The sequence below is a fragment of the Streptococcus oralis genome (assembly GCF_026782285.1).
In the GTDB taxonomy this organism is placed as follows: Bacteria; Bacillota; Bacilli; order Lactobacillales; family Streptococcaceae; genus Streptococcus; species Streptococcus oralis_CG.
In genome coordinates, this window is the sequence record NZ_JAKUWG010000003.1 from 16,434 (window position 1) to 30,025 (window position 13,592).

Sequence of the window (13,592 nt, forward strand, 5' to 3'; positions counted from 1 at the left end):
TGTTTGTCCTTTCTAGTTAATTTCTAAGCTATTTTGATAAGCATCTAAAATGTCAATAGTATCCCTTATAATAGGGCTCTGTGTAGCTTTGTAAAGAGATTTATTCCCAATAATATAAAACTCTTCTTTAGCTCTAGTCGCTGCAACGTTTAAAATATTGGGTTCAGAGACAGCCCAGCGAGCAGCCCCCTCACTCATATTATCTGCTCCAAGCACAAAATATACAATCTTATTTTCTTTTCCTTGGAAAGTATGTACCGTCCCTACATTTATAGGTTTTCCATTTTCCCGCTTTGTGAAACCGATTTTATCTAGTTCTTTTGCTAGTTGAATCGATACATTTTTAAAAGGAGTAATGACATAAATATCATCAAATTCCTCATGTCTTTTCTGCAACTCTTCTTTCAAATAATCAGCTTGCTCAGGAACAAATTTATCCTTAGCACCTCCACCAACGTCAAACCATTCTCCCAGACCTCGAGCTTCTTCCTTTCCTTGAACCATTAAATTATCATAAGAAATTTTATTGGAAATACTGAACATCGGATCACTAGAACGACGATGAACCCAGAGAGGAAGTCCTATCCATGTCCCATCTTGTTTTTTAAAACCATATCTACTAGCAGAATCCATCAATTCTTGCGTTGATGATACAAGATATTTAAAAGCTATCTTGTGGTGCTGTGCTAAAAATCCTAAAATATTTTTATCCATAGTCTGTACTGGTTGTATTTGAGAAGGATCTCCAACAGCCATAATACGTTTACTTCTAAAAATAGCCCCCACACTTGCTTGAGGTAATGCCTGACCAGCTTCATCAATAAATACATTACCGATACTATTTTCAGGCAAACACCGAAACATGGAATTAAAGCTTGCAAAAGTTGTACTAATAACTGGAACAGTGAAATTGACCCAATCCCACGCAGCTTTATATAAATCACTAGCATTATCTCTCATTGAATAGTTTTGAGGCTTCTCCCAAATCCATAATGCTTTTTCAAAATGCTTTTTATTGTCATATATAAATTGCTTCCTAACTGCCAGTGCTTTAATAAACAAACGACTCTGCTCTTCTCGATAGTCATCATCAAACCAAAAATTTGATACTTGTAGTTCTTCATATGGAACAGAAAAATTCAACTTTTTAACAGGGTATGTAGCAAGTTCCGATTGTAATTTCAAAATTTTTTCCTGATGACGAATTAATTTATCTTCTTGTTTAGATTTCCATTCATTATACCTCTGTTGCCTTTGACTCAATTGATTTAATTCAAGTTCATGCATTTTTATCTCTTTTTGCAAACCGTGGCAATATTGACTTTCATCATGTACTTTCTTCAGTTCTGCTTTTAGACTTTCATTCGCTTGATTCAATCTCGTAAAATAAGTATCTAATTTCGATGGTGTGAAAAGTCTTTTTAACCATAAGAAACGTGGAGCTTGTAATTTTATCAACTCAACATCTTGTGCTGCTATCTGTTTGTTAACATTTAACATAGAAATAAGACGCTCATGCTCAAACAGCTCAGATTCTATTTCCTTTTTACTATTTTCTAATTGAATATGTTTATCCCGTATTTTAGATAGTTCTGAACGTCTTTGGGCATCATCCTGATGAAACTCTATCTCAACCTGCTGGTAAGCATTTTTCAATTTTACATGCAATCGAATCTTATCTGCTATATCTTGCATCTTTTCTCTTTTATCAAATAGCTTCTGATATTGAATTTTAAACTCTTCGTATACTGATGGATTCGATTGAAATTTAGCCGAATTCAACTCTTGTCGTATTGCTTTTAAAACATTTTGCAGACGGTCTCTATTCTGTTTTTTTCCACCTTCTATCGAAAACAATCCCCAATATTTTTTGTCGTTAGAAACATCTTCATCTTCTAACAATAAATCATTACTGATTTCAGCAAAATAATCAATTTTCTTTAATTCATCTAACCAATTTAATTTCTGATAAATTTCTTTTCTTTGGGGTAATTCATTAACAATATTTTTAACAGCACCATTATTAGAACTTGCAACTACGATTCCCTTTTCTGCAATTTCTTTTGGTAATTTTGCAATAAGATCAGATTTGTCATGACAAACTAGATTCCCTTTAAGCTTAGGAGCCGATAATTCACTAATAATTCTCGCCTGTTCCGTTACCAGATCTGCAAAAATATCTTTTAAAAGTGTCGTTTTACCAGTTCCCGGAGGACCATTGACACTTCTCACATCTTCATCCGCATTCGAAGCTAAATTTACAGCTACTTGTTGCATCATGGAAAGAGCATATTTAGGGTTACTAGGAAATCTTCCTAATGGATAATTTTTCGGTTCAAGTATAGTTTCTAAATCTTTGGGATTAAAATAGGATGATTCTTTATTGCCGTCCAGATTGACCCTTACAGAATCGGATCCTGATAAATAACGATTGAGATTTTCATTATAAATTGATTTTGCATATTTCAAATCCTTTAGAAAAAATGAATGTAAATTTATTTCGTCATCGAAATTCTTAACAAAATAATATCTGCAATCACTTGGTGAAATCTCATACTTTTTGAGAAGTTTACTAAAAACTTCATTGAACTCTCCATCAAGAAACGCCTGACCTAACTGTTCTCGAAGCTCATTTTCTGCTATTAAAAAATCTTTAGGCAATTCCCTATTTTTGAAAATTTGCCCACTCATGGTTAAAAAAAACTTATCAGCCAAGAACTTCAAATCTTTATCAAAGTATAGAGCAAAAGTAAATTTATAAGAAGCTCTTCCCAATTCTTCCTCCGTCGCTTTTAAATTGTATTTGCCTCTTAACACTTCAATAATTTTTCGAAAAGGGAAAATTCCACAATAAACAGCAATCCCTGAACTGGATTTTAATTTTTGACGTTTAAAAAAATCTTTTAATATTGATTGATAATCATTACCTTGAAAAATCTTATACTTAGAATCACTTTTTTCAATATTCCCTTCTGATAATTGTTCTACTGTAATCCAGGCATCTAATATTTGATTATGACTACTTCTCATCATGTCTCCCTTAAAGCATATAAAAACAAGAATATATCTTACTCATTAAAAACTCTCCCACTCACTCCTCAGCAAGCCATATATCAAACTGTCACAGCGGTTTCCTTGAACATCCTTTCTGTCCCGGATGCGAGCTTCGAGGGTAAAGCCAAGCTTCTCTGCGACTCGTTGACTTTGGACATTGTAGCCAAAACAAGTCAGTTCAATCTTGTGAAGATCAAGTTCTTTAAAAGCTAACTCAATCAAGGCACGCGCAGCTTCTGGTACATAGCCTAGACCCCAATAGTCTGGATGTAAGATATAGCCAATCTCCAAGACATCATCCTCGTGACGACGAGGGAAATCAACAGAGCCTATGACCTTATCGGTTCCTTTAACGACAATTCCATAGCCCGCTGGGAGATTGTTCTTTTCATTGCGCTCGGGCAGAATATGCTCCAGATAATAAATCTCATCTTCCAAGCTCTTGACGGGCGGAAAACCTGCTGGGTAGGAAACTTCTGGCCTACTGGCATAGTCAAAGATATCCACAACATCAACCACGGTACGGACTCGTAAAAGAAGACGTTCGGTTTCTAAACGTTCTGGTAACTCAGCACTTGTCATCCTTCTACCTCGCTTTCTACAAAAAATCGCCCCTGCCATCTACATGACAGGGACGAATGTGTTTATCCGCGGTACCACCCAATTTCGGGCAAGGCCCGCAACTCTCGTCTTTATAATAAAAAGACAATATTATTTCATTTTCATCCATCAGCAACCAGTTTTGACACATTTGTGGACTTCTCAGCACCGCCACTTTCTGTAAAATGTGGGATTCAAAACACCTCTAATGGCTCTATTGTAGCAAGTTTTTCTTGGAAATGCAAGGGGCAAGAAAGATTACTTGAAGCTGATTCCGTGCTCTTTTAATTTCTTAATGGTAGCTGGGCCAATTCCTTTTAAGGCAAGGAGTTCTTTCTCCGTCCAGTTTTTAAAGTCAGCAGCCGACTTGATGCCTTCATCATAGAAAGTCTTCGCACGATCTACTGAGAGGCCACCCAAAGTAGCTGCGAAATCTTCTACTGAATTGGCTACTTTTTGAGCTTGTTCTTTAGTTGCTTCTACTGCTTGTTCCACTTTTTTAGAGACAACTTTTCCTGCTTCGCTGGCAGACTTTTCTGCGTGTTTCACGACTTTCTTGGTCTCTTCTACAACCTTAGTCACAGTATTTGAAAAGGCACCTGAGCGGCGAAGGCTATTTCGCAATTGTTTTTTACGTTGGAGTTTCTTTGACATGATAAAATCCTTTCAATAAAAAATCCCTGCTCTTACAAGGATTTAATAAAGATATTTTATCAAGATTTCGGCGAAAAATCAAGAAAGTATCACTATTTTAATAATTTCGCTCGCCAAACAATCCTTCTGGCAAATCATGAAATCCCTTGCCTGCCTTGAAATTTTCAAACTTTCCAAGCAAGAACTGATAAGCATCCAAGCGACTTTCGTAGCGAATCATGGCATCTTTGGCACGCTCGTCTTGGTCTTCTTCGTAGACTTTTTGACTTTCCTTGTGCGCCATGTCGTTGATCATGATCTGGGTACTGACCCAGGCTTCAAATTCCTTCATAAATTCCTGTTCGTAACTCATTGATTCTCCTTATTCTAATCCACGGAAATAGTCCGTATCAATCTCTCGGTAGGGCTGGATATCCTGAACATACTCCAGCACGCCTTGGAATTCCCCGTTTTCATCGTGTACCGCAGCATAGGTGATGTGGACAAACTTGCCTCGCGACTCTGACTTGAACCACATTTCATACTTGTCCTTGACCCCTTCACGAAGACCTTTCATAACAGCCTTCACCTTGTCTAAGTACTTGGGCGGATGGCAGAGTTCTACATTGCGTCCGACTTGGGACGGCGTCCGTTTGAAAATCATCTCATCAGCTGGCGCATTGTCATTGTAATACTGGAAAATATCGTCTTTATTGACAAAGGTAATCTCCATGGGGAGGTGATTGAGGATGAGGTTGGCCTGCTCGACAGAGAGATAGCCATTGCCAAAAACCTGTTGACTATGGCGGTCCAGCACTGCTTCCTTTTCCTTAGGGGTAAAGGTAATGGTGAACTGTCCTTCAGGTGTATCGATAACTTGCTGCACTTGACCTTCAGCCGTGTCTAACTGCACGGGCTCCTCTGCACTCTTTTCCTCAACAAAGCTCTGACGCTCCGGAACCCATTTCTCTGACGGACGGATGATGGCATAGCCGTAAGCATCGCTCTCCTCCGCAATCTGAAGCCAGTCATCCTGACTAAAGGACTCAAGGAGAATCATGAGAAGGATGGACTCTTCCTTGAAAATCATACTTTCAAACTCTGTCGCAAAAGCTTCGAAATCTTCTTTTACACTGCTAATCGACACTTCTGGTAGTGACTTGACTGTCGTTAGAGCTGTTTGAAAGAGTTCCCTGATCTGGTCATCCACTCCCCACATAACTTTTGGAGGGGAATCGTGTCCATAGCGCTCCATGATGGGAAAGAAGAGCTCTTCCTTGCGCTGGTAGTGGATGTCAAATTGACCCAACAGCCCCATTTGACGGACCAAACCCTTACGCATCTCCGCCAGCATTTCCTCGTCTTCCATAGACTCATAGGTATCCAACAATCTCCGAATGCGAATCAAGGCAGCACGGAGAGCCAGATTTTCATCCTTGAAGACACGAACTGGGTGACCAGGGTGTTCGGCATCCTCCACTTCAACGCCCTTAACAGCGTTTTTAAAAAGATTGGCATGGACATTACAGAGCTCCATGACATCTTCAAAGGTGACACCTGAGTCTGAGTTCATCAGCTCATGTTCCATGAGGGAAATCTCGATGGCCGAGACACCCGTAAAGGTCGCATCAAAACGCTCCTGAACCGACTCAGGAGAGGCGCCATTATGCAACTCTAACAAAATATCCCGTAGGATATGAATCCGTTCATCTGCCATTAGTCTAATCCAATCACTTCGTAGCCATTCGCTTCTAGCGTGCGGACAATCTTGTCCATAGGAGTCCCTTCGAGCTTAGAACCCTGTTTGAGCGATACTTTGCGCCCGACTGTATTGCGCATCAAGGGATTGGCTAGTGGTTTAAAACCCAGCTCCACTAGGATTTCCAAGACTTCTGGATGCTTGTCTACCACTTCCGCAACGGGAATTGACACATCGATGATATTGTCCATGACGACCTCCATGTATGTTCTAAAATGATTTTGCTGCTTATATTATACCATAAGGACGATTAGCATACACCAAAAAAGAGGGGCCCCCCTCTTTCTTAGTTTTTATCCAGATTGCGTAGCATCTCGTCAATCTTGTTTCCATATTCGATGGATTCATCTTTGACGAAGGTTAAATCTGGGATTTTGTACAATTTCAAATTGCGACCAAGTTCACGTTTGATGGTACCAGTTGCTTTTTCAAGCCCGATTTGAGCTTTTTGGTTATCCGAAGCAAGGTTACTCAAAATGGTGTAGTAAACCTTGGCAACAGACAAGTCACCCAGCATCTGAACATCTGTGATGGTCACACCTTGGACACGCGGATCACGGACTTTCTTTTGCAAAATCTCATTGACTTCACGTTTGATTTCCATGCCCACACGATCCGTACGGAAATGATTTGCCATGATATTCCTTTCTCTACTTTGAACCAAAAGCTAGGCCAGCAGACCTAGCTATTTTTAAATTTCTTGATTTTCAGTTCAAATTGAAACGAAGTTCAATTTGAACTCATCTGCTTCTTTCGCCGTGGTGAAAGTGATGGAACTGATTTATCAGTTCCATCACAGGGGATTTTTGAGACTCTAGGCTCAAAAATAAGCAATGAAACCATCGGTTTGCTTGCGTCCCTCACCACCTAAGAAAGGAGCAAAAAATCTTATCGTTTAATTTCTTCCATGACATAGGCCTCAATCACATCATCCATCTTGATGTCATTGTAGCCATCGATCATCAATCCACCTTCACGACCGTTTGTAACTTCTTTGACGTCGTCTTTGTAGTGTTTCAAGCTTGCGAGTTCGCCGTCATAGATAACGACACCGTCACGGATGACACGAACTTTAGAATCACGGGTAACCTTACCACTCATAACCATAAATCCACCGATGGTTCCTACTTTAGATACCTTGAAGGTTTCACGGATAACTGCTTCACCGATAACTTTTTCTTCAAATTCTGGATCAAGCATCCCTTTCATGGCTTCTTCCATCTCTTCGATAACCTTGTAGATAATGCTGTGGAGACGGATTTCTACATCGTCAGCTTCCGCTTGTTGACGCGCTTGTGGTGTAGGGCGTACGTTGAAACCAACGATAAAGGCATTTGAAGCTTCCGCAAGGGTCACGTCAGATTCATTGATAGCACCGACTGCCGAGTGGACAATAGTAACTTTGACACCTTCTACATCGATCTTTTGAAGTGAGGCAGAAAGGGCTTCGACAGAACCTTGTACGTCGGCCTTGATGATAACGTTAACCGACTTAAGTTCACCAGCTTTAAGCGTATCAAAGAGGTTTTCAAGGCTGACACGTTGGGTAGCTTGACGTTGTTTCATGAGGGCACGTTTTGCACGTTCTTCACCGGCCGCACGCGCAGATTTTTCATCTTCGTAAACGGCAAAGTGGTCACCCGCCATTGGCGCTTCGTTCAAACCTGTGATAGAAACTGGTGTTGACGGACCTGCAACCTTAACACGACGACCAAGGTCATTGGTCATAGCACGCACACGACCGAAGGTATTTCCGACAACAATTGGGTCTTGGACATTCAAGGTACCTTGTTGCACAAGAAGGGTTGCGACCGCACCTTTTCCTTTATCCAAGCGAGCCTCGATAACAGTACCGATCGCACGCACTGTTGGGTCTGCCTTGAGTTCTTGGATTTCAGCTACAAGAAGGACTGTTTCCAGCAATTCATCAATATTTTGGTTGAATTTAGCTGAGATTTCAACAAACTCAGAATCTCCACCCCAAGCTGTTGACATAACCCCATGCTCAGCCAATTCACCGATAACGCGTTCTGGGTTGGCACCTGGTTTATCAATCTTGTTAATGGCTACGATGATTGGAACGTTGGCCGCTTTTGAGTGGTTGATGGCTTCGATAGTCTGAGGCATAACCCCGTCGTCGGCTGCAACGACCAAGATGGTAATATCGGTAACAGAAGCACCACGCGCACGCATAGAGGTGAAGGCCGCGTGTCCTGGTGTATCAAGGAAGGTGATCTTCTTGCCATTTTCAACGATTTGGTAGGCACCGATATGCTGAGTGATACCACCTGCTTCACCTGTCGCAACACGGGAGTTACGAAGGGTATCCAAGAGGGTTGTTTTACCATGGTCAACGTGTCCCATGATGGTTACAACTGGTGGACGCTCAACCAATTCATCTTCGTTAAGATAGCCATCTTCGACAAAGAAACGTTCGATGTCGGCATTATCCACTTCAACCTTTTGTTTGGCTTCGATACCATAATCCACCATGAGGAGTTCAATTGTTTCTCCATCCAAGGATTGGTTTTGTGTGGCCATGACACCCATCATAAAGAGTTTCTTAACGATTTCTGCCGGTTCACGTTTGATACGTTTTGCGATTTCCGCAACAGTCATACCATCTGTATACTCAAATTCTGTTGGCAATTCGTGGAACTTACGCTCTGTAACAGGTTTTGGAGTCTGGTTACGGTTGTTTTGCTTGTTCCCTTTTTTATTTTTCTTGTTGTTATTCCAGTTACTATTTCTTTGATTTCTCACTTGATTCTGACTACTTCGATTCTTTTGTTGTTTTCTAGGACCATCTTCTTCGTGATCGTAATCGTCACGTTCTTTGTCTGGTCGAGCTTGTTTTTTACGACGTGTATCCACTGGCGCTTCTTTCGCTACAGGAGCTACTGTTACGGCTGGCTGCGTTTGTTCAGCTAACTTAGCAGCTTCTTCAAAGATTTCCTCTGGTTCCTTGCGTTTGTTAGCTTGAGCCAAGGCTTCTTTGGCAGCTTGCGATTGTTTGAAGCGCTCCTCGCTTGAGCGTGCGTACTCTGCATTTTGCTCTGCTTTTAGAGCCGCTGCACGGGCTTTAAAGTCAACACGTGGTCCAGCTGGTTTGGGCTGGAAGTCTTGTTGCTGACGGCGATCATTGCCACGATTCCCTTGACCTTGTGGTTTTTTCCCTTGATCGTTAAATCGGCGATTGTCGCGGTTTGCTTGACCAGGTTTTCCACCATTACGGCCGTCATTCTTCTGACGGTTGCCGTTTTGTTGTTGGTCACGGTTGTTGCCCTTGTTTTGTTTGCGTCGCTCTGCCTGCTCTTTGGCACGCGCCTCACGCTCCGCCTTGAAATTTCGACTTTGTGGTCTTGCAGCCACTACTTTTTCTTCCTTAGGAACTGCAGGTGTAGCTGGTTTACTTTCTTCCTTAGCGGCAGCTGGTTTAGCTGATGCAGACTTTTCCGCTTTCTTTTCTACACTTGCTTTTGGTGCTGCAGGTTTTGCTTCTGCCTTAGGAGCAGGTGCAGGCTTAAAGCTCGCTGCGATTTGCTCAGCAGCGGCAGCTTCCACGCTCGATGAGTGGCTTTTCACATCCAAGCCCAACTCTTTTGCACGCGCTACAACTTCTTTACTTTCTTTTCCAAGTTCTTTTGCGATTTCGTACAATCTTTTCTTAGACAAATCATGTCCTCCTCTTCTATTCCATAAGAGACCTCATTTTCTTTGTAAATCCAGCATCGATCACAGCCAAAACCTTTCTCGATTTTCCGACTGCTATGCTTAATTCCAGTGTTGAAAACACGGTTATAACTTCTACTTGATAATAGTCACTTTTATCTTGAATCTTCTTGGTCAGATTGGGACCAGCATCATGGGCTAGAAAGACTAGCTTGGCTTTCTGGTCTTGGATGGCTTTAACCACCAATTCCTCTCCCGATATGATCCGTCCTGCTCGCTGAGCAAGTCCCAAGAGATTGCTTATCTTTTGCTTATTCAAGTCCTAACTCTCTTCTTTTCACTTTGTGATCAACATAGGCGATCAACTCGTCATAAAAGCTTTCTTCAACTTCCATGTTAAAGCTGCGGTTAAAGACTTTCTTTTTTTTAGCCTCTAGGGCTTCTGTATTGTCTAGCTTGATATAAGCGCCACGGCCATTGGCCTTGCCTGTCGGATCGATAAAGACTTGTCCTTCTTTGTTCTTGACAATGCGAAGTAAATCACGCTTGTCAATCACTTCGTTGGATACAACAGACTTGCGCAAAGGGATTTTTCTTGTTTTCATCTTTCCCTCCTCTAGCAGCTTTTATTCTTCAATCGATTCATCTACATCTGCGTAATCAACTTGACCTGCTTCTTCCATAGCTTCAAACTCACTAGCAGACTTGATATCGATACGGTAACCTGTCAAGTGAGCTGCCAAGCGAACGTTTTGTCCACGACGACCGATGGCAAGAGAAAGTTTGTTATCAGGTACAACGACCAAGGCACGTTTGCTGTCGTTTTCATCAAAGATAACTTGGTCAACCTCTGCAGGTGCGATGGCATTGTAGATAAACTCAGCTGGATCCGCTACCCACTCGATAACGTCAATGTTCTCTTCTACAGGAACCATACGGTCGCTCTTAGCGTCATAACGAGCTGGGTGGAATTTGCTGGTGATCTTCTTGATATTGGCACCACCACGCCCAACGATTGTCCCGATAGCGTCCACGTTTGGATTGTGGCTACGAACGGCAACCTTGGTTCGGTCACCTGCTTCACGAGCCACGCTCATGATTTCAACAGTTCCATCGTAAACTTCTGGAATTTCTTGCTCCATCAAGCGTTTAATCATTTCTGGATGGCTACGACTGACAAAGACGTTGACACCACGAGGATTGTCTTCAACCTTGTAAACATAAACTTCGATACGATCATGAGAAGCAAAGACTTCTCCAGGGATTTGGTCTTGTTTTGATAATTGGGCTTCGATGCTGCCAAGATTGACATAGATGAAACGGTTGTCAAAGCGTTCTACTGTACCAGACATGATTTCTTGTTCATGTTCTTTGTATGTATTATAAGTGATGGCACGTGTTTGCTTGCGCATTTTTTCCATGATGGTTTGTTTAGCAGACTGGGCTGCTACACGACCAAACTCAGCTGGTGCTTCTTCAAACTTAATCTTGTCACCAAGCTCATAGGCTGAATTAATGGCAAGGGCATCTTTCAAGCTGATTTCCAAACGGCTATCAAATACTTCGTCAACAACTTCACGAACAGTATAGACAGTAAAGTCCCCAGTCTTTTCATTGAAGTCAATGGCTACGCTGTCTGATTGACCATAGCGTCTACGATAAGCGGAACGAAGCGACTCTACTACTGCGTCGATGATGTCTTCTTTTTTGATTCCCTTGTCTTCTTCCAAAATGCGGAAGGCCTCTAGCATTTCTTTACTCATGTTCTCTTCACTTTTGAATCCTCAAAAGCTATCCTTTCTTTTTCTATAATTTAACTGCTAAACGTGCTTTTGATACTAAACTGTATGGAATTTGGACAGTTTTCTTGCGCGTCTTGTCCATATATTCCATGGTCAACTCATCCTCTTCAAAGGATAGCAAGGTTCCTTCAAAGACTTTTTGCTTATCGATAGCTTGGTAGAGCCCGACATGGATGTATTTCCCAACCGCTCCAGCGACGGCATCCTTGGTTTTCAAGGGACGCTCCAAGCCTGGACTGGTAATCTCTAGGAAATATTGCTCCGGGAAGGGATCGGGCTTGATGGTGTCTAGGACAGGACTGATAATTTCTGTCAGGTCTGCCGTGTCGTTCAAGGTAATTCCTTCGGGTTTATCTACAAAAATACTGAGAATCATGTCACTGCCAATCTTTCCATACTCGATATCCACGAGCTCGAAAGGCGCTTGGATGACAGGTTCTACAACTTCTCTGACTAATTCTACGATTGTTGCGATTGCGTCCACCTCCTCATAAGCAAGAGGCGAAGATATTTCCCCGCCTCTCTTTCTCATATTCTTACTATCAGTATAGCACGTTTGTCAATTTATGTAAAGTATAAGCACTCAAACGGCTAGTTTTCAAGCTATTTCTTAAAATTCTGCCTCAACTCGGTAGATCACTTGACCTTTGCTGGAGAATTTTTGCTCATATTCCGTCATGACATTGCCTTCAAAATCACTGGCATGTAAGTCCAACCAAACCCCATTGAGCTTCATCCCATACTGAGAAAAACTCACTAGACTGTACTCAAACAAGCCACGATTGTCAGTCTTGAAATGGATTTCCCCATTCTCAGGCAAGATACGCTTGAAGGTATCCAAGAAACTCTTGTAAGTCAAACGACGTTTTTCATGGCGTTTTTTAGGCCAAGGATCTGAAAAGTTTAGGTAGAGACGATCAATCTCGCCGTCTTCAAAGTAGTCAGTCAAATCCGAACCATCTACCCACAACAACTTGATATTGGGCACTCCAACTTCAAGCACCTTATCCAAGGCATAACTTAATACCGACTTTTGGATGTCAATCCCGATGTAGTTGATGTCAGGGTTTTGTTTGGCCATTCCTGATACAAAGGCCCCTTTCCCACTTCCAACTTCTACATGGATAGGATGATCATTTCCAAACAAGTCTCGCCATTTCCCTTTAGCTTCCAAGGGATTGAGGACAACATACTGGGGATTGGCCTCTAGTAACTCTGTCGCCCCTTTACGATTTCTAACTCTCATCTCTTCTTTCCATACTTGTCACGGAAGACACGCAAGGCATAAATCTCCCGGTTTACATTATCTAAATCTTGATTTACAAAGTATTTGGCAATCTGGTTCAAGTAAGAATACTGACCATACCAATACAATTTATCTAACACTGTCTGATTGTACTTATAGCCGTAGTCTCTCAACCATTGACGCCACTGATGATCTGGAATATAATGACACAACATATGCGCCACATCAAACATACGATCCGTCAGGCGAACCGAATCCCAATCCACTAGATAAACAAGCCCACTCTCTGTCTCAATCCAATTACTATGGCGAAGATCACCATGCACAATCGTTGCATGATCTTCCCTAAAGCCTGGAACTGTCCTGCGCAAATCATCAATCACCGAATTTAAGTACTGATGTCGTTTCAAGACTTCAGGTGCTTCTTGCCTCCAAGACTGCAACAAGTCTACTGGCGTCTCCATGCTATATCCCAAACGGCTCAACTGCTTCATCAAGGGACGTGAGCGGTGGAGACGCGTCAAGATATTGATGATCTGCTTGCGATTCATGTCGTGCGGGGTCAAGATTTTGCCCGTCAACCATTCTTGGGCACACATATCACGACCGTCCGCTAAACGACGAGTCCATAGTAATTGAGGAGCGATTTGTTCTCTGGCTAGCCCAGGTAGGATTGGAGAGGTGTTCATTTTTACAAAGACGCGCTTCCCATCAGGGTAGCTTCCCATATAAGCCTTGCCACTCTTCCCAGGTATCGGAGTCAGCGTTAGCTCATTATCACCCAAGTCCATTTCTTTCCTCCGTATAAAGTTTCCTTACTATTCTA

14 protein-coding genes are annotated in these 13,592 nt (G+C 42.0%); all 14 read right to left on the reverse strand.

Features of this window, described 5'->3' with window-relative positions; all coding sequences use genetic code 11:
* Positions 1–12 precede the first annotated feature (12 nt).
* Entirely contained in the window at positions 13–3,030 is a 3,018-nt protein-coding gene (locus MK403_RS02400; protein WP_268709050.1) for a DEAD/DEAH box helicase, read from the reverse strand.
* Positions 3,031–3,075: 45 nt separating this feature from the next.
* Positions 3,076–3,636 (reverse strand): GNAT family N-acetyltransferase, encoded by a 561-nt coding sequence (locus MK403_RS02405; RefSeq protein ID WP_268708857.1) that lies wholly within the window; start codon positions 3,634–3,636, stop codon positions 3,076–3,078.
* A gap of 276 nt (positions 3,637–3,912) precedes the next feature.
* Positions 3,913–4,308 carry a helix-hairpin-helix domain-containing protein gene (locus MK403_RS02410; protein ID WP_000038697.1) on the reverse strand — a complete coding sequence of 132 codons (396 nt, stop codon included), beginning with the start codon at positions 4,306–4,308 and terminating at the stop codon, positions 3,913–3,915.
* 97 nt (positions 4,309–4,405) lie between these two features.
* A complete protein-coding gene (locus MK403_RS02415; protein ID WP_084940473.1) occupies positions 4,406–4,660 on the reverse strand; it encodes a DUF1912 family protein in 255 nt (84 codons plus the stop codon).
* 9 nt (positions 4,661–4,669) lie between these two features.
* The gene (locus tag MK403_RS02420; protein ID WP_084945821.1) at positions 4,670–6,004 is read right to left on the reverse strand and encodes a DUF438 domain-containing protein; all 1,335 of its coding nucleotides are present in this window, start codon (positions 6,002–6,004) and stop codon (positions 4,670–4,672) included.
* Positions 6,004–6,237, reverse strand: a complete 234-nt coding sequence (locus MK403_RS02425; protein ID WP_000368739.1) for a DUF1858 domain-containing protein — start codon at positions 6,235–6,237, stop codon at positions 6,004–6,006. Before MK403_RS02425 ends, MK403_RS02420 begins: the two co-directional genes overlap by 1 nt.
* A gap of 95 nt (positions 6,238–6,332) precedes the next feature.
* Positions 6,333–6,683 carry a 30S ribosome-binding factor RbfA gene (gene rbfA / locus MK403_RS02430; RefSeq protein WP_001273601.1) on the reverse strand — a complete coding sequence of 117 codons (351 nt, stop codon included), beginning with the start codon at positions 6,681–6,683 and terminating at the stop codon, positions 6,333–6,335.
* A gap of 251 nt (positions 6,684–6,934) precedes the next feature.
* Complete coding sequence (gene infB / locus MK403_RS02435; protein ID WP_268708858.1) at positions 6,935–9,721, reverse strand: translation initiation factor IF-2; 2,787 nt, start codon at positions 9,719–9,721, stop codon at positions 6,935–6,937.
* 16 nt (positions 9,722–9,737) lie between these two features.
* On the reverse strand, positions 9,738–10,037 hold the full coding sequence (locus MK403_RS02440; protein ID WP_268708859.1) for a YlxQ-related RNA-binding protein: 300 nt from the start codon (positions 10,035–10,037) through the stop codon (positions 9,738–9,740).
* Complete coding sequence (gene rnpM / locus MK403_RS02445) at positions 10,030–10,323, reverse strand: RNase P modulator RnpM (protein ID WP_000857568.1); 294 nt, start codon at positions 10,321–10,323, stop codon at positions 10,030–10,032. Before rnpM ends, MK403_RS02440 begins: the two co-directional genes overlap by 8 nt.
* Positions 10,324–10,344: 21 nt before the next feature.
* Positions 10,345–11,481 carry a transcription termination factor NusA gene (nusA, locus tag MK403_RS02450; RefSeq protein WP_033588939.1) on the reverse strand — a complete coding sequence of 379 codons (1,137 nt, stop codon included), beginning with the start codon at positions 11,479–11,481 and terminating at the stop codon, positions 10,345–10,347.
* A 43-nt stretch (positions 11,482–11,524) separates the two neighbouring features.
* Positions 11,525–12,004 (reverse strand): ribosome maturation factor RimP, encoded by a 480-nt coding sequence (rimP, locus tag MK403_RS02455; RefSeq protein WP_000338692.1) that lies wholly within the window; start codon positions 12,002–12,004, stop codon positions 11,525–11,527.
* A 126-nt stretch (positions 12,005–12,130) separates the two neighbouring features.
* Positions 12,131–12,766: a tRNA (guanosine(46)-N7)-methyltransferase TrmB gene (gene trmB, locus MK403_RS02460; protein WP_001266088.1), complete on the reverse strand. Its 636-nt coding sequence runs from the start codon at positions 12,764–12,766 to the stop codon at positions 12,131–12,133.
* Positions 12,763–13,557, reverse strand: coding sequence for a cell cycle regulator CcrZ (gene ccrZ, locus MK403_RS02465; RefSeq protein WP_125847702.1), 795 nt, complete (start codon positions 13,555–13,557; stop codon positions 12,763–12,765). Before ccrZ ends, trmB begins: the two co-directional genes overlap by 4 nt.
* Positions 13,558–13,592: the final 35 nt, after the last annotated feature.

Coding starts and splice junctions, on each gene's coding strand:
- MK403_RS02400 (WP_268709050.1), bottom strand. CDS start 3,030: ATGAGAAGTAGTCATAATCAAATATTAGATGCCTGGATTACAGTAGAA.
- MK403_RS02405 (WP_268708857.1), bottom strand. CDS start 3,636: ATGACAAGTGCTGAGTTACCAGAACGTTTAGAAACCGAACGTCTTCTT.
- MK403_RS02410 (WP_000038697.1), bottom strand. CDS start 4,308: ATGTCAAAGAAACTCCAACGTAAAAAACAATTGCGAAATAGCCTTCGC.
- MK403_RS02415 (WP_084940473.1), bottom strand. CDS start 4,660: ATGAGTTACGAACAGGAATTTATGAAGGAATTTGAAGCCTGGGTCAGT.
- MK403_RS02420 (WP_084945821.1), bottom strand. CDS start 6,004: ATGGCAGATGAACGGATTCATATCCTACGGGATATTTTGTTAGAGTTG.
- MK403_RS02425 (WP_000368739.1), bottom strand. CDS start 6,237: ATGGACAATATCATCGATGTGTCAATTCCCGTTGCGGAAGTGGTAGAC.
- rbfA (WP_001273601.1), bottom strand. CDS start 6,683: ATGGCAAATCATTTCCGTACGGATCGTGTGGGCATGGAAATCAAACGT.
- rnpM (WP_000857568.1), bottom strand. CDS start 10,323: ATGAAAACAAGAAAAATCCCTTTGCGCAAGTCTGTTGTATCCAACGAA.
- nusA (WP_033588939.1), bottom strand. CDS start 11,481: ATGAGTAAAGAAATGCTAGAGGCCTTCCGCATTTTGGAAGAAGACAAG.
- trmB (WP_001266088.1), bottom strand. CDS start 12,766: ATGAGAGTTAGAAATCGTAAAGGGGCGACAGAGTTACTAGAGGCCAAT.
- ccrZ (WP_125847702.1), bottom strand. CDS start 13,557: ATGGACTTGGGTGATAATGAGCTAACGCTGACTCCGATACCTGGGAAG.